Source organism: Microbacterium sp. NPDC056044 (assembly GCF_042267145.1).
Lineage (GTDB): Bacteria > Actinomycetota > Actinomycetes > Actinomycetales > Microbacteriaceae > Microbacterium.
The window spans coordinates 22,600-44,470 of sequence record NZ_JBHJWZ010000006.1; the positions used below are offsets into that span (position 1 = coordinate 22,600).

A 21,871-nucleotide genomic window follows, 5' to 3' on the forward strand; every position below is an offset into this window, starting at 1 on the left:
GGCGAGGGACGCGCCTGGGGTCACCCAGGCGCGGGGTCTGTCGGAGTCGGCGGGCGATTCAGGACAGCGGCGGCGGTTCACGAGGTTTCCTTCTCGGTGTCGGCCACGGACGGGGTGTCCGCGGGCGGGGTGGTCGGGCGGGCGGGCGCGGCGCGGTCGCCCCGGGTCTTGATCAGGCTCGCCGTGGTGGCGACGGCGATGGTGGCGGCGATGAACAGCAGCGAGAACCAGATCGGGATCTCGGGTGCCCACAGCATGGGCTCGCCGCCGTTGATGAACGGCAGCTCGTTCACGTGCATCGCGTGCAGGACGAGCTTCACGCCGATGAAGGCGAGGATCACGGCCAGGCCCTGCGCGAGGTAGACCAGGCGCTCGAGCAGGCCGCCGATCAGGAAGAACAGCTGACGGAGCCCCATGAGCGCGAACGCGTTGGCGGTGAAGACGATGTACGCCGCTTCGGTGAGACCGTAGATCGCGGGGATCGAGTCGACGGCGAAGATGAGGTCGACGAACCCGATCGCGACGATGACGAGGAGCATCGGCGTCACGAAGCGGCGACCGGCCTTCACGACCGTGAGCCGGTCGCCGTTGTAGTCGTCGCTCACCGGCAGCCGGCGTCGCACGAACTGCATGAATCGGCCCTGCGACGGATCGGCGTCGCCGTGGGCGAAGGCCTGCCGGTAGGCGAGGAAGAGCAGCAGCGCCCCGAAGAGATAGAAGATCCACGAGAAGTTCTCGATCAGCGTGGCGCCGACGGCGATGAAGGCGCCGCGGAGCACCAGCGCGATGACGATGCCGATCATCAGCACCTTCTGCTGGTAGATCTTCGGGACCGCGAACCCCGTCATCACGATCAGGAAGACGAAGAGGTTGTCGATCGACAGCGCCTTCTCGGTGAGGTAGCCGGCGAAGTACTCGCCGCCGTAGGTCCAGCCCGAGACGACGCCGATCCCCACGCCGAACAGCAGCGCCAGCCCGATGTAGAACGCGGACCAGCGGGCGGACTCGCCGATCGTGGGCTCGTGCGGCTTGCGGACGTGCGCGAAGAACTCGTAGACGAAGAACGCGATGGTGACCGCGATGGTGATGACCCAGACGAGCGGGGTGATGTGCAAGGGAACTCCAGACCGTGGCGTGACTGATCGACGCCAAGGTCTTCTCCATCCTCGAGATCGAGGACCGACGGCCCGGGATGCGCCATGCATCCGTAATGACGAGCCGATCGTGCCGGAGTACTCCCCCTGGGGGTTGCGAGCCTACGGAGTCTCCCGGGGCGCTTCCTGGGAATGCGCCGTGTGCGCCGGGTGGCAGCACGGCGGTCACGCCCGCCCGGAGAGTGGTCGTACGACCATCGTCCGATGGCGGCTGCGCCCCGGCCGCGACGAGTCTGGAGGCACACCGCACGACGCGGCGCTTCGCGCCGGCAGCGTCGGGCACCAGAATGAGCGAAGGGCACAACCATGAAGAAGCACATCCTCCTCGGCGCCGCCGCGCTCGTCCTGGTCGCGGTGCCGGCGGTCATCGGCCTGTGGGGCAACTCGTCGTTCGCGCAGTCCGTGCCGGTGCGCGTGCCGTCGTCAGGACAGGTCGTCACTCCGACGCCCGCGCTCCCGACCCCCTCGCCGTCGGCGACCGTCGACGACCACGGCGGCGACGTGCCGCGCGACCAGCGCACGGAGCCGGGCGACGACCGCGACCTCAACGGCACCGGCTCGACCGACGCCCCGTCCGCCCCGCCGGCCACGACCGTTCCGCCGGTCGACGATCACGGCGGCGACGTGCCGCGCGACCAGCGCACGGAGCCGGGCGACGATCGCCGCAGCGGCGGGAGCGACGACAGCGGCGGCCACGGGAGCGACGACAGTGGGAGTGACGACAGCGGGAGTGACGACAGCGGCAGCGGTCACGGCGGGCACGGCGGAGACGACTGAGTGACGGCATCCGACTCCGCCTCCTCCGCCCCGACCGCTCCCATCCCGGTCGGGGGGGGCGCCCGTGCCGTGGATCACCGTGGTGGCGGCATCCGTCGATCCGGCTCCGCCGGCGCGCCCGCTGCGGACGCGCACCGTCGTGCTGCGGCTCGCGGGCGGCCTCGTCGCGATCCTCGTCGTGGTCGGGCTGCTCGCCACCTTCGCCGCGCAGTGGCTCGCCGAGCGCGAGGCCGTGAACGACGCGGCGAACGTCGCCGACGTGCTGGCGGACGCCGTCATCCAGCCCTCCCTCACCTCGGCGCTCGCCGATGGCGACCCCGCGGCGGTCGAGGCGTTCGACCGGATCATCCGGGGACAGGTGATCGGCGACGACATCGTGCGGGTGAAGATCTGGAGCCCGGAGGGCGTGGTGCTCTACGCTGACGAGCCGCAGCTGATCGGCCGGTCGTTCGAGCTCGACGACGCGCAGCGCGAGGCGCTGTCGAACCCGTCGACGCGAGCGGCGATCTCGGACCTGTCGGAGGACGAGAACGAGTTCGAGCCGGGATCGCGGCTGCTCGAGGTGTACCGCCCGGTGTGGGCGCCCGACGGCCGTGAGCTGCTGTTCGAGGTCTACCTGCCGTACGACCCGGTGGCCGCGCGGGCGGCCGATCTCTGGCGCGGCTTCGCCGGCGTCACGACGAGCAGCCTGCTGCTCCTCCTCGTGCTCACCGCACCGATCGTGTGGGGGCTGCTGCGGCGGCTGCGCAGCGAAGAACGGCGTCGCGCCGACCTGCTGCAGCGGGGGATGGATGCCTCGGACGCCGAGCGCCGGCGGATCGCGGGCACTCTTCACGACGGGCCGGTGCAGGAGCTCGTCGCGACGAGCTACGCCGCGGAGGGCGCCGCCGATGCGGCGGTGCGCCGCGGCGACACCGAGGCCGGCGCGCAGCTGCGCGAGGTCGCCGGCGCCGTGCGCGGCAACATCCGCGTGCTGCGATCGCTCCTCATGGACATCTACCCGCCCGGCCTGCGCGCAGCGGGGCTGGCCCACGCGCTGCACGACCTCGCCGCCACGGCGCGCAGCCGTGCCGTCACCGTCGACCTCGACATCCCGGAGCGGCTCCCCGACCTCGCCGAGCCCGACGAACAGCTCGTCTACCGGGTCGCCCAGGAGACGCTCCGCAACGCCGTGGCGCACGCGGCGCCCTGCCGCGTGACGATGCGCCTCGCGGCCGAAGGGCCGGATCTCGTGCTCGAGGTCGCCGACGACGGACCGGGCTTCGACCCCACGATCCTCGACGAGCCGGCCGAGGGCCACCTCGGCACCCGGGTGCTGCAGGATCTCGCGCAGCAGGCCGGGGCGGAGCTGCGCCTGGCCACCCGGCCCGGCGGCGGCACCCGCTGGCGGCTGCGCATCCCGGCCGCCGCAGGACGAAAGGACGCACGCCGATGATCCGGGTGATGGTGGTCGACGACCACGCCATGGTGCGCGAGGGCCTCGCCTCCGTCCTGGCGGCCGAGGGCGACATCGACGTCGTCGCGGATGCGGCGAACGGTGCCGAGGCCGTCGGTCTCGTGGCCGAGCACCGGCCCGACGTGGTCGTGATGGACCTGTCCATGCCCGTCATGGACGGCGTCGCGGCGACCCGCGCGGTGCGTGAGGCGATTCCCACGATCCGCGTGCTCGTGCTCACGTCGTTCACCGACCGTGACCGCGTGCGGCGGGCGCTCGAGGCGGGGGCGACGGGCTACCAGCTGAAGGACGCGGAACCTGCCGACCTGCGTGCGGCGGTGCGGGCGGTGGCCGCCGGCCATGCGCCGCTCGACCCGCGCGTGGCGACGGCGCTGCTGCCCGCAGCATCCGTCTCCCGTCAGCTCAGCGATCGCGAACGCGAGGTGCTCGCCCTCGTGGCCGAAGGCCTCGCGAACAAGCAGATCGCCACGCGGCTCGGCATCGCCGAGCGCACCGTCAAGGCGCACCTCGGGAGCATCTTCCGCGAGATCGGGGTGGCCGATCGCACCAGCGCGGCGCTGTGGGCGCGGGAGCACCTGGGCTGACGCGCGCGCGGACTCACACCTCGTTCACAGACCTCAGGCGGAACCTGAAGTCGTGGGAGTCTCCGAGGAGGGGTCCGGATCGGTCGCGGTCGCGCAGGCGGACGCGACCGGAAGACGGATGCCGTCGCCCGAGGCTCTGCTCGCAGACACCGCCGATCCGCGGCGCCTGGGCGTGGCTGCCGCCCTCGTCGGGGTGCTCGCGGCCGCGGTGAGCGCGGCCGGGTCGTGGATCCCGTCGCTGTGGGGCGACGAGGCGGCGAGCGTGCTCTCGGCGCTCCGCCCCGGCGAGAGCCTGCTCACGATGCTCACGCACGTGGATGCGGTGCACGGGGCGTACTACCTCGGCCTGCATGCCTGGGTGCATCTGTTCGGTTCGAGCCCGTTCGCCGTGCGGCTGCCGTCGGCCTTCGCCGTCGCGGTCTGCGCGGCGGCGGTCACGTGGCTCTGCGGACGCTTCGGCTCGCTCGGGTTCGCGGTGCTCGCCGGCGCGCTCGCCGCGATCCTTCCGCGACTGACCTACGCCGGCGAGGAGGCGCGGGGCTACGCGTTCGCGGCGGCGATCGCGACCCTGCTCTGGATCGTCGTCGTCGAACTGCTCCGGCGACCGTCGCCGTCGCGGCGATGGTGGGTGCTCTACGCGACCGCCCTCACGGTCGGGATCTACGTGTTCCTCTATCTCGCGCTGCTGACCCTCGCGGTCGGTCTCGCGCTCGCGGTCGACGCGCGCGGGCGGCGTCAGCTGCGGCGCTGGCTCATCGCGTCGGCTGGTGCCGCCGTCGCCGCGAGTCCGGTCGTCGTGCTCGCGGTCACCCAGCGGCAGCAGATCGCGTTCCTCGCGCACCGCGACGTGGTGAACCCGACCTCGATCCTGATCAAGATGTGGTTCAGTGCGTGGCCGTTCGCACTCATCGCCTGGACGCTCATCGGCGTCGCGGTCGTCATGTGGGTGCGACGCCTGCAGCGCCGGCGCAGGCAGGGCGTTCCCGCCGCACTCGATCTCGAGACCGTCGCGCTCGCGTGGCTCGTGGTGCCCACCGGCATCCTGCTGGCGGCGAGCCCTCTCGTCGCCGGGTTCACCCCGCGCTACGGCACGTTCGCCGCTCCGGCGGCGGCGATCCTCATCGCGCTCGGGGTGTGGCGGCTGGGCGACCTGCGCTTCGGCTGGGGCGTGCCGCGCACCGCGCTCGCCGGGCTCGCGGTGGTCGCCGTGGTGGCCGCCGCGATGCCCGTGTGGGCCGCGCAGCGCACGCCATGGGCGAAGAACAAGTCCGACTGGAACGACATCGCCGCCACGATCCAGCACGACGCGCAACCGGGCGACGCCATCGTGTTCGACGACTCGGTGCGCCCGTCGCGGCGTCCTCGCCTGGCGCTCGAGACCGACCCCGCCGCCTTCGCCGGGATCGCCGACGTGACCCTTGAGACCTCCTACGCCGACAGCACGAGCTGGCACTCGAGCGTGTACTCGGTCGCCGAGGCCGCGCGCCTCGGGCGATTCGCGGCCGTGGACCGCGTGTGGGTCGTCGAATACGCGCGGGGCGGCGAGGTCGACTCGAGCGCCGTGTCGGATCTGGAGGCGCTGGGCTACCAGCAGGCGGATCGCATCCCGCTGCACAGCAGCGTCGTGCTCCTCTTCACCCGCTGAGACGGATGCTGCGGCCGCGGCATCCGTCTCCTTCCAGGTCTCAGAGCCAGTGGCGCTTGCGGAAGACCCAGTACAGGGTGAGGCTCGTCGCCGCCATGAGGCCGAGCGCCATGGGGTAGCCGAGGGGCCATGCCAATTCCGGCATGTATTCGAAGTTCATGCCGTAGATGGTGCCGACGAGCGTGGGGCCGAACAGGATCGCGGCCCAGCCCGAGATCTTCTTCACCTGCTCGTTCTGCATCAGGGCGGTGTCGGTCTGGCGCTGCGTCACGATCGTCGCGTTCACGGTGAGCGCATTGTCGAGGATCGCGCGGAACGCCGCGGTCTTCTCGATGATGCGCAGCGCGTGGTCGTGCACGTCGCGCAGCGACCGCTGCAGCTCGAGATCGACCTCGTACTTCGGGGCGCCGCGCTGCAGCCCTTCGAGCATGTCGGCGAGGGGCATGACCGCGCGCTGCAGCGCGATGACTTCGCGCGACAGATCGTAGATGCGCTTGGAGAGTGAGACGCCGCCGGCCTCGAACAGGGCGTCCTCGATCTCGTCGATGTCGTTCTCCACGCCCTCGATGACGGGCGTGTACTCGTCGACGACCTCGTCGAGGATCGCGTAGAGCACCGCCTCGGGCCCACGGGCGAGGAGTTCGGGCTCGTGCTCCATGCGCTTTCGCACGCGGCTCAGGTCGGGGGACTCGGCATGCCGGATGGTCACGATGAAGTCCGGTCCGACGAACACGTGCAGCTCGCCGAACTCGACGGTCTCGCTCTCGTCGATGTAGCGGGCGGGGCGCAGCACGACGAACAGGATGTCGCCGTAGCGCTCCAGCTTCGAGCGCTGGTGCCCGGTGAGCGCATCCTCGACCGCCAGCGGGTGCAGCGAGAACTCGTCGGCGACCTGCGCGATCTCCTCCGGCGTCGGGCGGAACAGCCCGATCCACGCCATCCCGTGCTGCGCGCGGGTGTACTCGAAGGTCTCGGCGAGGCTCGACGGATTCTCGATCCGCTTACCGGCGACGTACACGCCGTTGTCGACGATGGGCATCGGGCAATTCTCCTCGGCGGGCGGGACGGCGGGCAACGATCCTCACGATTCCATGACGACGGATGCTGCGCGGTTGGGCGCGTCGGATCAACCGCCTCCGCCGGGGTCGCCGCCGTTGTCGCCGCCGTTCCCGGTGCCGTTGCCGGTGCCGCTGTTGCCGTTGCCGTTGTTGCCTCCGTTGCCGCTGCCGTTCCCGTCGCCGTTGTCGCCGCCGTTGCCGGAGTCGCCGCTGGCCCGGCCGGCGCTGGGATGGATCGTGACGGTCGCACCGGCGGTGGCCCGGCCGGCGCCGGGATCCTGGCTCGCGACGAGCCCGGCCGCGACGTCGGACTCGACCGTGTCGCCGACCTGGACGACGAAGCCCGCGGCCTCGAGCCGGCTCTGCGCGTCGGCGACCGTCAGCCCGTTCACGTCGGGCACCGTGGCCTGCGAGGACTTGGTGAGATTCGGGTCGGGACTCGGGAAGGCGTCGCCGCCGTAGGCGTCGTCCGCCGCGGCCTGCACCGCGCGGCCGATGCGGTAGCGGATGTCGGACAACCGGGTGCCCTGGTGCCAGGTCTGGAACACGTCGCCGAAGCCCTCGACGTTGCCCGCCCACGTCGCCGTGGTGACCTTGGTGCTCGACTCGATCATCCAGGTCTGCCACGCCTCGTGCGTGCCCGTCTTGCCGAGGAGCGGCGTGCCGTCGCCGGGGTTTCCGGCGCTTCCCGTCCCTCCGGACGCCATCACGCCCTGCAGCGCATAGGCGGCGGTCGCGGCGACCTTCGGGTCCAGGGCCGGGGTGCACGTGCGTTCTGGCTTCGCGATCTCGTTGCCCGCAGCATCCGTCACCCGATCGATGGCCTGCGGCTGGCAGTAGGTGCCGCCGTTCGCGACGGTGGCGTAGGCGGCGGCCATGGCGATCGGCGACACCTGAGCCGTGCCGATGACCGAGTTCAGGGTGTCCATCACGATCGGCGTGCCGTCGCTCTGCGTGACGCCGAGCTTGGCGGCCACGTTCTGGATGTCGCAGAGGTCGAGCTTTTCGGCCATGGCGAAGTAGCCGGTGTTCAGCGAGGCGGCCGTGAACTGCATCGGCGTGCCGATGCGGCCCGCCGCTTTGCCGAAGTTGTTGACGAGGGTGTGATCGGTGTTGTCCCAGTCGCCCTGGCACGAGTTGGTGAGGTGCTCGAACACGCGCAGCCGCCCGTCGAGCGTCTCGTTGACGGAGTGCCCCTGCTCGAGCCAGTCGAGCAGCGTGAACAGCTTGAAGGTCGAGCCGGCGTTGAACCCCGTGGAGCCGCCCGCGGAGGGGTCACCGGCGAAGACGAGTGACGAGTAGTCGGGATCGTCGTCGGCCGCGGCGTCCTCGCCGTACTTCGTGTTCTGCGCGATCGCCAGAATGCGGCCGGTGGATGCCTCGATGCTGACCGTCGTGGAGCCGAAGCGTCCTGTCGCGGCGCCGGGGGAGGTGGGCATCGTGGCCGAGGCGGGCGCGTACTGCGTCATCGCTTCCTCGGCGGCGGACTGCACGCGCGAGTCGAGCGTCGTGTAGACGTTCAGCCCGCCGCGCTGGAGCGTCTGCAGGCGGTCGCTCGGGGTCTCACCGAACGCCGGGTCGCTCAGGATCACGTCCTTCACGTACTCGCAGAAGTAGGCCGCGCCGCCTGCCGCCGCGCAACCGGTGAAGGTGGGTGTGATGGCCGGGGTGATCGGCTCGATCGCGGCGGCGACGTATGCGTCGCGTGTGATCTTGCCGTCGTCGAGCATGCGACTCAGCACGTAGAGCTGGCGCACCTTCGTCGAGGTGTAGCCGTCGGCCGCCGCGAGCTTCTGGTCCTCGGTGATCTCGCCGGACGTCACCAGCGCGTCCAGCGCGCCGAGCTGGGCGCCGTCGTCGATGACGCCGTCGGGGGCCTTGTTGAACGTCGTGCCGTCCGACGTCGTGATCGAGCCGGCGGGCCGGTCGATCCGGTAGCTGTTGGGGTTCTGCACCATCCCTGCGAGCGTCGCCGCCTGCCCGAGGGTGAGGTTCGCGGCCGTCGTGCCGAAGTAGTAGCGCGCCGCCGCCTCGACGCCGTACGTGGTGCCGCCGAAGTTCGCGATGTTGAGGTAGCCGAGCAGGATCTCGTCCTTCGAGTACTTCTGCTCGAGGGCGATCGCGTAGCGCATCTCCTGCAGCTTGCGCTCGATGCCGGGCGTGCCGGAGGAGGTGGTGGCTTCGGACCAGCAGTCGTACTTGTCCTGCTGCGTCTTCGCGGTCGCCTCGCACTGCTGCACGAGGACGTTCTTGACGTACTGCTGGCTGATGGTCGACCCGCCCTGGGTCTCGCCGCCGCCCCCGAGGTTCGACAGCACGGCCCGGGTGGTGCCGATGATGTCGACGCCGCCGTGGTCGTAGTAGCGCGGGTCCTCGCTCGACAGGATCGCGTCGTACATCACCGGCGAGATCTGGTCCTGCGTCACGGGCGTGCGGTCCTGCTCGAGGAAGCGCGCCATCAGCACCTCCTCACCCGTGTCGGGGTCGGTGGCGTAGAAGTTGCTCGGCACCATCAGCTGGTCGATCTCGAGCGTGCCGGGAAGGTTGTCGAACAGCGTGATCGTCTGCGAGGCGGCCGCGCTGGTGAGGGCCACCGCGGGGGTGACCGTCGCGGCCACGAGGACTCCGGCAAGGGCACTGAGGCCGAGCAGCCCGGCGAGACCGCCGAGGATTCCGCTCGCCCGTCGTCGGGAATCGGGCATGGGATCGAGCGTAGGAACCGGGCCTGGACGGTTCTGGTGACGAAGCTATGCGCGAGGTGGACGCGGTGGCCCTCCGCGGCGCGGACGATCGTTCGCAGGACCGTTTCGAGTGAGGCCGGCGCGCTTCCCGGGATTCCGTGGGCGGCACCCGTGCGGCGCGGGAACAGTCCTGCAAACGGCAGAGGATGAGGGGCGGCGGGGCGTCGGTGGGGGTGACTACTCTGGCCCGCATGACCATCGATCGGCGTCTGCTCGACTGGCTGCTCGACTCCGACCCTGCGCTGCGCTGGCAGGTCGAGCGCGATCTCGCGGGCGCTTCGCCCGAAGTCTGGGAGGCGACGCGGGCGCGTGTCGCGACCGAGGGCTTCGGTGCGCGGCTGCTGGCCGCGCAGGACGACGACGGCCAGTGGGCCGGCGGGGCATTCTTTCCCGCGGGCTTCTTCGGCAGTGCTGAGCAGGAGGAGCCCGGCCAGCCCTGGGTCGCGACGACGTGGGCGCTGAAGGACCTCCGCGAGTGGGGCGTCGACGCGGCGGCGCTCGCCGGCACCGCCGACAAGCTCGCCCGGAACAGCCGGTGGGAGTACGACGACCTGCCGTACTGGGGCGGCGAGGTCGACGTCTGCATCAACTCGTACACGCTGGCGAGTGGTGCGTGGCTCGGGGCAGACGTCTCGCGGCTGGTCGCCTGGTTCCCCGAGCATCGCCTGGCCGACGGCGGCTGGAACTGCGAGGCGGAGGAGGGCGACTCGGTCCGCTCCTCGTTCCACTCGACGCTCAACGCGGCGCGCGGCATCCTCGCGTACGAGCGGATCACGGGCGACACGAGCATGCGCGACGCGCGCCACGGCGGCGAGGAGTACCTCCTGTCGCGGCACCTGATGAACCGCGCGACGACCGGTGAGGTCGTGGGCCCGTTCGTCACGCGGTTCGTGTACCCCAACCGGCACCGCTACAGCGCGCTGGTCGCGCTCGACCACTTCCGCGACGTCGCGCTGCTCGAAGGCACGCCGCCCGATCCACGTCTCGCCGACGCCGTCGAGGTCGTGCGTGCCGCCCGGCAGCCCGACGGCACGTGGCTGCAGACCACCCCGCTCCCCGGCCACACCTGGTTCGACGTCGACGTCGCCGAGGGCGAGCCGTCGAAGTGGCTCACGCTGGTCGGCACGAGGGTGCTGGATTGGTGGGATGCCTCGGCCTGACGCGTCTTCCGCCTTCGGCGAACTTCCGCCGCGGGGGCCGGGGCGGGTCGACACTGGTCTCGTGGACGATCAGGAGGCGCTCGACGCCTACTCCTCGACGGTGATGCGCGTCGCGCAGATCGTGCTGCCGTCCGTCGCGGCGGTGAGTGTGCGCACGCGCCAGGGTGCAGGGGCGGGCAGCGCGTCGGTCATCACCTCGGACGGGCACCTGCTCACCAGCGCACACGTCGTCGAGGGTGCGATCGGGGTGGAGGTCGCGTTTCCGGACGGCACGGTGGCGGCGGCATCCGTCATCGGAGCTGACCCCCTCTCGGACCTCGCCGTGCTGCGCGCGGACGTCGACACCCCGCCACCGTTGACGATGGGGGATGCCTCGAAACTCGGAGTCGGGCAGCTCGTCGTCGCGCTCGGCAATCCGCGGGGCTTTTCGGGCAGCGTGACCGCGGGCATCGTGTCGGCGCTCGGGCGATCTCTGCCCACGCGGTCCGGGCGGGTGATCGACGAGGTGATCCAGACCGACGCGGCGCTCAACCCCGGCAACAGCGGCGGCGTGCTCGCCGACAGCGCCGGCCGGATGGTCGGGGTGAACACCGCCGTCGCCGGCGTGGGACTCGGGCTCGCCGTGCCGATCAACGCCACGACTCGCGAGATCATCGATGCCCTGCGGGTGTCGGGCCGCGTGCGGCGCGCCTGGCTGGGCATCGCCGGCTCGACGGTGCCGCTCGGCCCCGACGTCGCGGCCAAGGCAGGATCGCGGGTCGGGATGCAGGTGGTCTCGGTGGTGCCCGACAGCCCGGCGGCGGTGGCCGGCGCCCGCGTCGGCGACATCGTGCTGTCGCTCGACGGTGTCACGATCGCCGACCCGACGGCGCTGCAGCGCCGCATGGTCGAGGGCGCGATCGGGCGCCGCATGGAGATGACCCTCTGGCGCAACGGCGCGCTGGTCGACGTCGTCGTGCTTCCGGAGGAGCTGCGGGTGCGCTGACCGTGCGTGGATCTACGCTGTGACTGCCGGCGACGGAAGGAATCGCGATGTCCACTCACGACGAGCATGTTGAGCCCCACGTCCCGGGGTCCGGGGAGTCGAGCATCCCCGAGCTCGAGGTCGATGAGACGATCCCGCCGCGTCCCGAGGAGGAGATCGCCGACGTCGCGCGCGCCGAGCCCGACGTCGAAGACCACACCCGCCATCGGAACATCGTCCGCGTGTGGCGCGGAGTGATCCGCACCGAGGACCGCGACGAGTACGTCGACTACGTCGAGCGGACCGGGATCGAGGAGTACCGCGCACTTCCTGGGAACAAGGACGCCTGGACTCTCACGCGCGAACTCGCCGACGGCCTGACGGAGATCCTGACGGTCTCGCGGTGGGACAGCCTAGATAGCATCCGAGGATTCGCGGGCGACGACGTCGACAGGGCGGTGTACTACCCGGAGGACGACCGGTTCCTCGTCGAGCGGGACGACACCGTGCGCCACTACGTGCAGCGCAGCTGACCCGTCACGGGTACGTGGCCCCCGCGTCAGCCGCCCAGGGTCTCGACGGCGAGGGCCGCCATGCGGTCGGCGCCGAAGTGATCGTCGGCCGTGATCGTCACGACCGCGTCGCCCGCGAAGATGAGCAGCTGGCCGTAGGCGCCGTGGAGGCGCCACGCCCCGCCTGGGCCGCGCCAGCCCGCGAGGGCGTAGCCGTCGTATCCCGGGTTCTCGCCGGCGACCACCCAGTCGGAGTGCATCGCCTCGATCCACTCCGGCGAGACGAGCTGCCGCCCCTCCCACCGGCCGCGATCGCGGATGAGCCGCCCGAGCCGGGCCAGTTCGTCGGTGCGCAACGGGAGGCCGCCGCCCGCGACGATGCGACCGTTCGGGCAGCGCTCCCACTCGACGTCGTGGATGCCGAGCGGCGCGAACAGGCGCGGACCGAGATAGCCGGCGACGTCGCCCACTCGCTCCGCGAGCACGCGCATCGCTGTGTAGGTGCTGGCGTTCGAGTACTGGAACGCCCTCCCGCGTGACGGGCGCCGGAGGAACTCCGCGGCGAGGTCGGGCCAGTCGGTCATCATCGTCTCGGACCAGGGCAGGTCGATGCCGCTCGTCATCGACAGGAGGTGGCGGAGGCTGACCTCATCGACGCCTTCGCCGAGCTCGACGCACGGGAGGTACGTCGCCACCGGCACGTCGAGCGAGACCACTCCCTCGTCTGCGGCGATACCCGCGGCGAGCACGCAGACGCCCTTCGCGGCGGAGTGGATGTCTTCGCGCACATCAGCCGTCCATCGGTGCTCGGCGACGTCGTCGCCGACGAGGACATGCAGGCCATGGGCCCGGAACCCCGAGGCGTCCGCCTCGAGCACGATGCTTTCGGCGATGGACTGGGCGCGGGTCACGGTTTCCAGTCTGCCCGCCCACCGGTGCCTGAAGTCTCAGGTACGGAGGGGCGTGAGTGCGGGGGCACGGTCTTCGCGGCCGGTGGTGGTGTATTCGTGGCCGGTGGGGCTGGTCCAGATGAGGAGCTCGTCGTCGAGTCGGGCGGTCCACCGGGTGTGGTGTTTGAGGCGGTGGTGCTTTTTGCAGAGGTGGGCGAGGTTGTCGTGGTCGGTGCAGCCGCCGTCGGCCCAGGCGAGGTTGTGGTCGGTTTCGCAGCCGGTGGCGGGGGTGTCGCAGCCGGGGAACCGGCAGGTGCCGTCGCGGTCGGTGAGCCAGGCGCGCAGTGCGGCGGGGGTCTTGTAGGTGGTGCGGTCGTAGACGAGTCGGATGCCGGTGATGGGGTGGGTGAGTACGCGCCGCCAGGAGGTGGCGCCGGCGGCGAGGGTCAGTGCGACGTCGAGGGGGATGGGCCCGTATCCGTCGAGCATGGCGGGTTCGTCGCTGTGGCCGAGCAGGGTGAGTGCGGGCACGGTCACGGTGACGTCGACGTGAACCGGGCGGAGCGATTTCCCGGGGTCGGCGCTGTCGGGTAGGTCGACGGGGCGGTCGTTGCGGAGCAGGGCGTCGATGAGCGTGTCGAAGCGCAGCTGCCCCAGCGTGCGCGGGTCGCCGGCGTCGTGTTCGTCTTTCGCGGTGCCGGTGAGCAGGGTGTGGGCGAGGTGGAGCTGCATGATGGGGCCGTAGACCATGAGCCAGCCCATGCCGTCGCGGGCGGGCTGCACGGTCACATCCCGGGAGCGGACGGCACGGTCGGCACGTTGCTGGATGGTGTCGGGGTCGAGGTGTTCCCGGATGCGCCGGGAACGGTGTGCGAACCGGTGCGCGGTGACGTCGAGCCGGCCGGCGAGGACGGCGTCCTCGAATGCGCCGCGGTGCAGCGGGGTGAACATCTCCGCGTCCTCCACCAGCGCGGCGGCGTGCCGGTAGGAGATCTCGCCCGAGGTGAGGGCGGTCATGGTCGCGGGCAGGTCGGCGCACAGCACCCGGGCTTCGCGGAGCAGGTCGGCGGCCTGGCGTTCGGTGACGCGGAGCACGCAGGCGACTTCGGCGCGGGTGGAGCGGGCGACCCAGTCCGCAGCATCCACCACCGGATCCTTGCCCCGAGCCGCTCTCGCAGCGGCTGCGGACCCCGGCTCGTACGACAGGATCTGCTGCTGGTGCGCCTCGCTGACCCGCCGCAGCGCGTCGAGCAGCCGGGTGCGCTCCGCCTCCAGGCCAGCCTGTGCCCGCCGCACCCGATCGAGCTCGCCGACGATCGTCGCCGCGTCGTCGCAGTGGAGCGCATCCGTCGTGCACATATCTCGAGATTAGAACATACCTACGACACTCGTTGAGGCGGCTGCGTGAGCCGCTCTATGCAGTTCCGGCAGGCCCCGCGAACCCCGTCGCGCGCGTGTCGGCGCCCACCGTCTGATTCATGTGCTTCGCGATGCGCAGCACCACGGCGCGGTCCCCGATGCGCGCGCCCCGCAAGGCGGACTCCAGTGCCACCTCGAAGCGGTTCACGTCGGCGAGGCGCCTGAGCCACACGGCGAGGATGAGGTTGTACCGGCTGGCGGCGGTGAAGGCCAGCCGCACTTCGGGGACGGAGGTGATCGCAGGCCGCGCCGCCTCGAGCAGTTGCGCGGGAGCCTCGACGAAGTACCAGGCGTAGATGGGCCACCCCGACGCCGCACGCGCCATATCGGTGCGGAAGCGGAGACTGCCACGCATCCGCAGGGTCGCGAGCGCATCGGCGACGCGCTGGGGCGCGAAGCCGCTGCGCTCGGCGATGGTCGCGACCGGAACGCGCCCGTCGGCCCAGACCTCGCGCTCGATCGCCGCGCGCAGGTCGTCGGGTACGCGCTGCGCGGCGCGCGGCCGCGGCGGACGCGGCGGCCGCACATGCTGTGCTTCGGCGGGATCGAGCGCGCGCAGACGCCAGCTTCCGCCGTCGATCAGCGTCTCATTGGCCAGGTGCGTGCGGACGGACCGCACACCGTCCAGTCGTCCCAGCCGGTGCAGCGCGTAGTCCGACAGCCCTGAGATGTCGGGCGCGAACACCAGCGCCATGAGGTCGCGTGAACCTGAGGTCACGTCGAGCACGTACACGGCGGGGTCTCGCTGGAGTTCTTGGACGACGGCATCCAGCCTCGCCCGCTCGCAGTCGATCTCCATCAGGGACAACTGTCCGTCGGTCGAGTGGCCCGTGACCCAGGCGATGCCCTCCTCCTGGAGGCGCGCCCAGCGACGAGCGAGGGTGCTGGCATCGACGCCGATGACGGGTGCGAGCTCGTTCCAGCTCGCGCGCGGCTCGATCTGCAGCGCGTGCACGAGCCGGCGATCGATGACGTCGAGCGAGATCTCCTGCATCCGGACCCTCCCTGGAACCGATCCCGGAATCAAGTATCCCGCATCTGATCGCAACTTTCCGCAGATATCGCGCATCGTCACGGAGTCGAAACATGTGAACGCGCACCATATCCGCAACGTTCGCAACGACGAGAGGACACCTCGTGAGCCTGACCACCACCGATACCGTGACCGTCACGGAGTTGAAGGACCGCGCGGCCGCGGGCGTCGACGCTCGTCGTGGCGAGCTCATCGGACTGAGCCACGCCATCCACGAGAACCCCGAGCTGTCATGGGAGGAGCACGAAGCCGCCGCACTGGTCGCGCGCACGCTCCGAGACGCCGGGTTCGAGGTCGAGGTCGGCGCGTACGGCGTCGAGACCGCCATCGAGGCGGTCTACGGCACCGGCGATCTCACGGTCGCGATCTGCGCAGAGTACGACGCGCTGCCCGGCATCGGGCACGGCTGCGGACACAACGTCATCGCGGCATCGGGTGTCGGTGCGGCTCTCGCACTCGCACCCCTCGCCGACGCAGCCGGACTGCGCATCAAGCTGCTCGGAACGCCGGCGGAAGAGCACGGCGGCGGCAAAGTCGCGATGCTCCTCGAGGGTGCGTGGGAGGACGTCGACTTCTCGCTCATGGTCCACGGCATGACGGGTGAGGACATCTCGGCGACCAGTTTCCGCTCTACGGCGGTCGACCGCTTCGAGGTGGTGTTCCACGGCCGCACCGCGCACGCGGCCGGGATGCCGGAGCAGGGCCTGAACGCAGGCTCCGCAGCCGCCATCGCGCAGACCTCGATCGCGTTCCTCCGTCAGCACCTGCCGAAGGAGACGAACCTCAACGCCTTCGTCTCGCGCGGCGGCGAGGCGACGAACATCATCCCGGACCGCGCCGTCGTTCAGGTCGAGCTGCGCGCCTACGACATCGACGTATGGCGCGACATGAAGAAGCGCGTGCTCGCGTGCTTCGAGGGCGCCGCGATCGCGACGGGATGCCGCTGGGAATGGGCTCCGACCGAGCACCCGTACGCACCCATGAAGCATGACGTCGCCCTCGGCGAGCTGTGGGACGCCAACCTGCTGGCGCGCGGACGCTCGATCACCCCCGCCCCCCTCGGTGGCGGATCCACAGACATGGGCAACGTGTCGCAGGTCGTGCCGACGATCCACCCCACCATCGCCTTCCTCGGTCAGACGGGCCCCGCCCACAACCCCGAGTTCACCGCTGCTGCGGCGACCCCCGCAGCCGACGAGGCCGTCATCGACGCCGCCACGATCCTCGCGTGGACGGTGCTCGACGTCGCCTTGGACGACGCCCTGCGCGCCGACCTGCTCCACCGCACCGCCGAACGCCCCGCCGGGGCGACTCGGATCACGCTCGAGGCATGACCGATCCCGCTCGCCGGGGACGCGAAGCCCTCCCACCTGGAGAACCCGAAATGACCGCTCACACCCGCACAGGCGACGTCGCCTCCACCGCAACATCGTCGAGCCCGATCGCGAAGGCGGCGTCTGCTGTCGCCCTCGGCTTCCGGAGTCCGCGACTGTGGATCCTGATCGGCCTCATCGTCGCCATCTCCGCCGGCGCGCAGGCGATCGGCCCGATCGTCATCCCGCTCGGCATCGCCTCGGTGACGCTGCTCCCGATGATCTGGGGCATCACCGCCGGTGCCCTCGTCTCCGGTCAGCGTCTCAAGCCGCTTCCGATCGACCTGCAGCAGGCCGCCACGGTCATCATGGGCGTCGCGGTGCTCTTCCTCTGCGCCCGCCTGTCCTTCACGATCGGGCCCAACATCCCGATGCTCCTGCAGGCGGGTCCCGCCCTGCTGCTGCAGGAGGTCGGCCACCTGTTCGGCACGATCGCGCTGGCTCTCCCGCTCGCCGTGCTGCTGCGCATGGGACCGGCCACCGTCGGCGCGACGTTCTCGATCGACCGCGAGGGCTCGTTCGCGATGGTGAGCGAGCGCTACGGCTCCGACTCGCCGCAGTACCGCGGCGTGCTGTCGATGTACGTGTTCGGTACGGTCTTCGGCGCAGTCATCGTGAGCCTCATCGCCTCGCTGGCCGCGTCGCTCGGCATCTTCGACCCGCTTGCGCTCGCGATGGGCGCGGGTGTCGGCTCGGGGTCGATGATGGCGGCCGCCGCATCGGTGATCGTCTCGGCGCACCCCGACATGCAGGACCAGGTGCTCGCGCTGGCCGCCACCTCGAACCTCATCACGGGTGTCCTCGGCGTGTACATCGGTGTGTGGGTCTCGCTGCCGCTGGCTGACCGCTTCTACAAGCTCCTTACGCGCAACAAGGACGCGACCCTTCCCGGCCGTCGCTCGAAGGCCACCGGCGCGATGCCGACGTCGGCGGTGAAGACCGTCGAGGAGACGGTGCTCGAGAAGCCCACCGTCAAGGTCCCGCTGTGGGTGTCGCTGCTCATCATCGGCTTCGCCGGGCTCGTCGTCGCGGCGATCGCCGCCAAGGGCTTCTCCTGGGACATGGTGATCGCGTACGTCGTGATGGGTGCCCTCGTCGCGGGCGGTATCGCCCTGGCCAAGGTCACCCGTGGCAAAGTTCCCGCGATCATCGTCGTCATGACGATCGGAGCCTTCCTCACGTCGCCCGCCTCGCCGGTCGCCGGCTGGTTCACGACGGTGTCGAACACGATCGACTTCCTGTCGCTCATCACCGTCATGCTGACGATCGCCGGGCTGAGCCTCGGCAAGGACCTTCCGATGCTCAAGAGCATCGGATGGAAGATCATCCCGGTCGGGACGGTCGCGATCGCCGCTTCCTTCCTCCTGTCGGCCGTCGTCGCCGAATTCGCCCTGGGGCTGTGGGGCTGATGACGCGCACCGCCGTCGAGGTCGAGCGCGGGTTGTACACCTCCGCGCTCGACCTCTTCTCGATCGGCATCGGTCCGTCGAGCTCGCACACGGTCGGGCCCATGCGGGCGGCGGCGGACTTCCGCGCGCGCCTGGCGGATGCCGGAGCCCTGGCGGACGTCGTCCGGTTCCGCTGCCGACTCCACGGCTCCCTCGCCGCGACCGGGGTCGGACACGGGACGCCGGACGCGGTCATCGCCGGACTGCGCGGATTCCGGCCCGAGACGGTCGATCCTGAGGTCGTGCACGGAGGGTGGGCGCTGCTGCAGTCGGGCGTCTCGCTCGACATCGGCGGGGTGCCGTTCGTCCGAGACGATTTGGTGCTCGCATCGCGAGAGCGGCCGCACGGGCATCCCAACTCGCTCCAGCTGACCGCCGAGCTCACCGCTGGGCGCGGCATCCGCGAGGAGACATACCTGTCGGTCGGCGGCGGTTTCATCCGCAGGCTGGGCGACGAGTCCGCCGGTGCCGAGACGGCTCCGTTGCCAGGAACCGCCGCGGATGCGCCGCAGTTCCGCACGATGCGCGAACTCCTCGATCTCACCCGTGGCCGCACCATCGCCGATATCGCCTGGCAGACAGAGGTCGCCGTTCACGGTGCTGCTGCGACGGCGCGCGGTCTCGACGCGATCTGGGCGGCGATGCGGGCGTGCATCGAGAGAGGGCTGCACTCCGACGGCATCCTGCCCGGCGGGCTTCGCGTGCCGCGGAGGGCCGCCGCGGCGTGGCGGCAGCTGGGGGAGCGCGGCGGATCGACGGATGCCGCCGAAGCGGTGTCGGTCTACGCCCTCGCGGTCAACGAGGAGAACGCCGCAGGCGGTCGGGTCGTCACCGCGCCGACCAACGGCGCCGCCGGGGTGCTGCCGGCCGTGCTGTACCAGGCGGCCGCGCCCACGGACTTCGATCCTGGACTCATCCGCACGTTCCTCCTCACGGCGACCGCCGTCGGATCGCTCATCAAGGCGAACGCCTCGATCTCGGGCGCCGAAGCCGGCTGCCAGGCAGAGGTGGGAAGCGCGTGCGCGATGGCCGCTGCCGGGCTCACCGCCGTCCGCGGCGGCACCCCCGAGCAGATCGAGAACGCCGCCGAGATCGCGATCGAGCACCATCTGGGGCTCACCTGCGACCCCGTCTCAGGCCTCGTGCAGATCCCCTGCATCGAGCGGAACGCCGTCGCGGCATCGACCGCGATGACCGCGAGCCGGCTTGCGCTGCTGGGCGACGGCAGCCACATCGTCGACCTCGACACCGCAATCGAGACCATGCGCCAGACGGGCGCCGACATGTCGTCGAGGTACAAGGAGACCAGCGCCGCCGGCCTCGCCGTCAACGTCGTGGAGTGCTGACCGCGATCGCACCTAACCCTCCAGCACCACCAATCGCTCGGTCGCGCGGGTCATCGCGACGTAGCGGTCGACGGCGCCCTCGATGCCCTCGCCGAAGGCCGATGGCTCGACCAGCACGACCAGGTCGAACTCGAGTCCCTTCGCGAGCTCGGGGGTGAGCGAGCGCACCCGCTCCTGCGGCGCGAACGACGGGTCGCCGATCACGCACGCGACGCCCTCGGCGTGCGCATCGAGCCACTCCGCGAGCACCGTGTCGCGCTCTGCGACCACCCCGTGCCGCACCGGCACCCCGCTCGACCGGATCGACGTCGGAACATTGGCGTCGGGGATCGCCGCCCGGATCATCGGCTCCGCTTCGGCCATCACCTCGCTCGGCGTGCGGTAGTTGATGGTCAGCGACGACACGCCCGCCTCGGTCAGGCCGGCGTGCTCGAGGCGCTCCTGCCACGACTCGTGGAACCCGTGCCGCGCCTGCGCCCGGTCGCCGACCACCGTGAAGCTGCGCGACGGGCAGCGGGCCAGCAGCATCCGCCATTCCGCATCGGTGAGCTCCTGCGCCTCGTCGACGACCACGTGCGCGAACGGCCCCGCGAGCAGGTCGGGGTCGAGCGTGTCGAGCACCGATTCATCGACGAGGCTGTTGCGCAGGTCGTCGCCGTCGAGCCACTGCATCATCTCGTCGCCGGCTTCCTTCAGCCGGTCGACGACCTGCGCCATGTACTCGCGCTCCTGTGCGAGCTTCGCCTCGCGCTCCCGTCGCCGCCGCGACGCGCCAGGGTCGCCGAGCCGGCGCCGGGCGGCGTCGAGCAGCGGAAGGTCCGACGTGGTCCAGGCCGAGGCATCCACTCTCTGCAGAGCCTCCACCTCGTCGGGCTCGAGCCACGGGGCGCAGCGGCGCAGATACGCGGGGACAGTCCAGAGATCCGACACGAGAACGGATGCCTCGACCAGCGGCCATGCGCGGGCGAAGGTGCGGGTGAGGTCCTCGTTGCGGGCGAGCGCCCGCCGCAGCTGGTGCAGCGGCACCGCTTCGCCGTCGACCTGGTCGGTGAGGATGTCGAGGACCGTCTCCCACACCTGGTCGCGGGCCTCGTTGTGCGGAAGGCCAGCCTCGGCCGACGCGAACGCCTCGGCCCAGTCCTGAGGATCGAGCCGCAGCTCGGCCCACGGCGTCTCGATCACGAGTGCGCGGGTGGGTGGCTCCTCGTAGAGCCGGACGGCGGGCTCGATCGCGTCGACCATGCGCGCGTCGGCCTTCAGACGGGCGACGAGCGGGTCGATCTCGGGGACCGCGGCCCGGCCCTCGGCCACGAGGTCGCGCAGGGTGCAGGTCTGGACGCTCTCTTCGCCGAGGCTCGGGAGCACGTCCTCCACGTAGGAGAGGTAGGCGGGGCTCGGGCCGACGAACAGCACACCGCCGCGTCCCTCGCCGAGGTGCGGGTCGGAGTAGACGAGGTACGCGGCGCGGTGCAGCGCCACCACGGTCTTGCCCGTCCCGGGGCCGCCGTCGACGACCAGCGCGCCGCGGGATCCTGCGCGGATGATGGCGTCCTGGTCGGCCTGGATCGTGCCCAGCACATCGCGCATGCGGGGCGACCGGCTGGCGCCCAGGCTCGCGATGAACGCTGACTGGTCGTCGAGCGCCGCGTTGTGGTCGAGACCCTCGGCGGTGAAGACCTCGTCCCAGTAGTCCGTCACGTGGCCGCCCGTCCAGCGGTAGCGGCGGCGGCTCACGAGCCCGGAGGGATGCGCGTGCGTCGCGGCGAAGAACGGCTCGGCGGCGGGCGTGCGCCAGTCGACGAGCAGGCGGCGGCCCGCAGCATCCGTGAGTCCGAAACGACCGATGTAGACGGGGTCGGAGCCGTCGGCGGGCACCATGCGGCCGAGGCACGCGTCGACCCCGAAGCGGCGGAGCACGCGCAGCCGCGCCGAGACGCGGTGGATCTCGATGTCGCGCTCGACGCCCGCCTGGCCGTGACCGCCCGGGCGGCGACGCAAGTCGTCGAGGCGCTCCTCGAGGCCCGCGATCGAGCGCTCGAGGGCGCCGGCGATCGCGGCGAAGTGCGCGTCGTCGCCGCCGATGAGCGCGGGGTCGGACTTGGCGGCGAGGCGCGCGGGGAGGTGGAACGCGGTCGAGGTGGCGGGGGCCGGGTTCGGGGCCGGGTTCGCGGTCGGGGACGAGATCGGGGTCGGGTTCGGATCGCTGAGAGGGCGGGGGTTCACGGCATCGTCTCCAGGCGGCTGCGCGACGCGGAATCTGGCGTGTGAGGGAGGCAGAGGAGGGCGGGGGGAGCGTCGCGATCGACAAGTA

17 protein-coding genes are annotated in these 21,871 nt (G+C 71.1%); 10 read left to right on the forward strand and 7 right to left on the reverse strand.

All coding sequences use genetic code 11. The features are described 5' to 3' along the window. Nucleotides 1-77: 77 nt before the first annotated feature. Nucleotides 78-1,115, reverse strand: a complete 1,038-nt coding sequence (locus tag ACFC1I_RS17290) for a TerC/Alx family metal homeostasis membrane protein (protein ID WP_376012168.1) — start codon at nt 1,113-1,115, stop codon at nt 78-80. 345 nt (nt 1,116-1,460) lie between these two features. On the opposite strand from ACFC1I_RS17290, the gene ACFC1I_RS17295 reads away from it, so the two are divergent. The 4 genes from ACFC1I_RS17295 to ACFC1I_RS17310 all read left to right on the forward strand — a co-directional run bounded on the left by ACFC1I_RS17295 (nt 1,461) and on the right by ACFC1I_RS17310 (nt 5,616). After that, nucleotides 1,461-1,931 (forward strand): hypothetical protein, encoded by a 471-nt coding sequence (locus tag ACFC1I_RS17295; protein WP_376012171.1) that lies wholly within the window; start codon nt 1,461-1,463, stop codon nt 1,929-1,931. A 64-nt stretch (nt 1,932-1,995) separates the two neighbouring features. Then, entirely contained in the window at nt 1,996-3,366 is a 1,371-nt protein-coding gene (locus ACFC1I_RS17300) for a sensor histidine kinase (protein ID WP_376012174.1), read from the forward strand. Next, nucleotides 3,363-3,971: a response regulator gene (locus ACFC1I_RS17305; protein WP_376012176.1), complete on the forward strand. Its 609-nt coding sequence runs from the start codon at nt 3,363-3,365 to the stop codon at nt 3,969-3,971. Before ACFC1I_RS17300 ends, ACFC1I_RS17305 begins: the two co-directional genes overlap by 4 nt. A 52-nt stretch (nt 3,972-4,023) precedes the next feature. After that, nucleotides 4,024-5,616, forward strand: coding sequence for a hypothetical protein (locus ACFC1I_RS17310; RefSeq protein WP_376012179.1), 1,593 nt, complete (start codon nt 4,024-4,026; stop codon nt 5,614-5,616). Nucleotides 5,617-5,656: 40 nt separating this feature from the next. Here ACFC1I_RS17310 and corA read toward each other — a convergent pair whose 3' ends face one another. Together corA and ACFC1I_RS17320 are read right to left on the reverse strand one after the other, a co-directional pair. Continuing rightward, nucleotides 5,657-6,655 (reverse strand): magnesium/cobalt transporter CorA, encoded by a 999-nt coding sequence (gene corA, locus ACFC1I_RS17315; protein WP_376012182.1) that lies wholly within the window; start codon nt 6,653-6,655, stop codon nt 5,657-5,659. A gap of 87 nt (nt 6,656-6,742) precedes the next feature. Beyond that, nucleotides 6,743-9,376: a penicillin-binding protein gene (locus tag ACFC1I_RS17320; RefSeq protein WP_376012185.1), complete on the reverse strand. Its 2,634-nt coding sequence runs from the start codon at nt 9,374-9,376 to the stop codon at nt 6,743-6,745. A 230-nt stretch (nt 9,377-9,606) separates the two neighbouring features. On the opposite strand from ACFC1I_RS17320, the gene ACFC1I_RS17325 reads away from it, so the two are divergent. The 3 genes from ACFC1I_RS17325 (at nt 9,607) to ACFC1I_RS17335 (ending at nt 12,072) form a co-directional block, all read left to right on the forward strand. Further along, the gene (locus tag ACFC1I_RS17325; protein WP_376012188.1) at nt 9,607-10,575 is read left to right on the forward strand and encodes a squalene cyclase; all 969 of its coding nucleotides are present in this window, start codon (nt 9,607-9,609) and stop codon (nt 10,573-10,575) included. Nucleotides 10,576-10,636: 61 nt separating this feature from the next. After that, nucleotides 10,637-11,560 carry a S1C family serine protease gene (locus tag ACFC1I_RS17330; protein WP_376012191.1) on the forward strand — a complete coding sequence of 308 codons (924 nt, stop codon included), beginning with the start codon at nt 10,637-10,639 and terminating at the stop codon, nt 11,558-11,560. A 47-nt stretch (nt 11,561-11,607) separates the two neighbouring features. After that, nucleotides 11,608-12,072, forward strand: a complete 465-nt coding sequence (locus ACFC1I_RS17335; RefSeq protein ID WP_376012194.1) for a hypothetical protein — start codon at nt 11,608-11,610, stop codon at nt 12,070-12,072. A 26-nt stretch (nt 12,073-12,098) separates the two neighbouring features. Here the strand turns inward: ACFC1I_RS17335 and ACFC1I_RS17340 are convergent, their stop codons facing one another. From ACFC1I_RS17340 to ACFC1I_RS17350, 3 genes are read right to left on the reverse strand one after another with little or no spacing between them, the layout of a single operon-like run. After that, nucleotides 12,099-12,962, reverse strand: coding sequence for a serine hydrolase domain-containing protein (locus ACFC1I_RS17340; protein WP_376012197.1), 864 nt, complete (start codon nt 12,960-12,962; stop codon nt 12,099-12,101). A 36-nt stretch (nt 12,963-12,998) separates the two neighbouring features. Continuing rightward, nucleotides 12,999-14,300 carry a DUF222 domain-containing protein gene (locus ACFC1I_RS17345; RefSeq protein WP_376012200.1) on the reverse strand — a complete coding sequence of 434 codons (1,302 nt, stop codon included), beginning with the start codon at nt 14,298-14,300 and terminating at the stop codon, nt 12,999-13,001. Nucleotides 14,301-14,355: 55 nt separating this feature from the next. Further along, nucleotides 14,356-15,354: an Lrp/AsnC family transcriptional regulator gene (locus tag ACFC1I_RS17350; protein WP_376012203.1), complete on the reverse strand. Its 999-nt coding sequence runs from the start codon at nt 15,352-15,354 to the stop codon at nt 14,356-14,358. 143 nt (nt 15,355-15,497) lie between these two features. Here ACFC1I_RS17350 and ACFC1I_RS17355 point away from each other — a divergent pair, with 143 nt between their 5' ends. The 3 genes from ACFC1I_RS17355 to ACFC1I_RS17365 are packed head-to-tail and all read left to right on the forward strand — an operon-like array spanning nt 15,498 to nt 19,560. Further along, nucleotides 15,498-16,727 (forward strand): amidohydrolase, encoded by a 1,230-nt coding sequence (locus tag ACFC1I_RS17355; RefSeq protein ID WP_376012206.1) that lies wholly within the window; start codon nt 15,498-15,500, stop codon nt 16,725-16,727. Between the two features lie 50 nt (nt 16,728-16,777). After that, a complete protein-coding gene (locus ACFC1I_RS17360; RefSeq protein ID WP_376012208.1) occupies nt 16,778-18,175 on the forward strand; it encodes a DUF3100 domain-containing protein in 1,398 nt (465 codons plus the stop codon). After that, complete coding sequence (locus ACFC1I_RS17365) at nt 18,175-19,560, forward strand: L-serine ammonia-lyase (protein ID WP_376012210.1); 1,386 nt, start codon at nt 18,175-18,177, stop codon at nt 19,558-19,560. Before ACFC1I_RS17360 ends, ACFC1I_RS17365 begins: the two co-directional genes overlap by 1 nt. Nucleotides 19,561-19,572: 12 nt before the next feature. Here ACFC1I_RS17365 and helR read toward each other — a convergent pair whose 3' ends face one another. Then, nucleotides 19,573-21,744, reverse strand: coding sequence for an RNA polymerase recycling motor ATPase HelR (gene helR, locus ACFC1I_RS17370; RefSeq protein ID WP_376013091.1), 2,172 nt, complete (start codon nt 21,742-21,744; stop codon nt 19,573-19,575). Nucleotides 21,745-21,871 lie beyond the last annotated feature (127 nt).

Excerpts from the sequence above, each read along its gene's own strand:
- ACFC1I_RS17325 (WP_376012188.1), top strand. The coding sequence starts at position 9,607 with ATGACCATCGATCGGCGTCTGCTCGACTGGCTGCTCGACTCCGACCCT.
- ACFC1I_RS17320 (WP_376012185.1), bottom strand. The coding sequence starts at position 9,376 with ATGCCCGATTCCCGACGACGGGCGAGCGGAATCCTCGGCGGTCTCGCC.
- ACFC1I_RS17295 (WP_376012171.1), top strand. The coding sequence starts at position 1,461 with ATGAAGAAGCACATCCTCCTCGGCGCCGCCGCGCTCGTCCTGGTCGCG.
- corA (WP_376012182.1), bottom strand. The coding sequence starts at position 6,655 with ATGCCCATCGTCGACAACGGCGTGTACGTCGCCGGTAAGCGGATCGAG.
- ACFC1I_RS17305 (WP_376012176.1), top strand. The coding sequence starts at position 3,363 with ATGATCCGGGTGATGGTGGTCGACGACCACGCCATGGTGCGCGAGGGC.
- ACFC1I_RS17345 (WP_376012200.1), bottom strand. The coding sequence starts at position 14,300 with ATGTGCACGACGGATGCGCTCCACTGCGACGACGCGGCGACGATCGTC.
- ACFC1I_RS17335 (WP_376012194.1), top strand. The coding sequence starts at position 11,608 with ATGTCCACTCACGACGAGCATGTTGAGCCCCACGTCCCGGGGTCCGGG.
- ACFC1I_RS17350 (WP_376012203.1), bottom strand. The coding sequence starts at position 15,354 with ATGCAGGAGATCTCGCTCGACGTCATCGATCGCCGGCTCGTGCACGCG.
- ACFC1I_RS17360 (WP_376012208.1), top strand. The coding sequence starts at position 16,778 with ATGACCGCTCACACCCGCACAGGCGACGTCGCCTCCACCGCAACATCG.
- ACFC1I_RS17365 (WP_376012210.1), top strand. The coding sequence starts at position 18,175 with ATGACGCGCACCGCCGTCGAGGTCGAGCGCGGGTTGTACACCTCCGCG.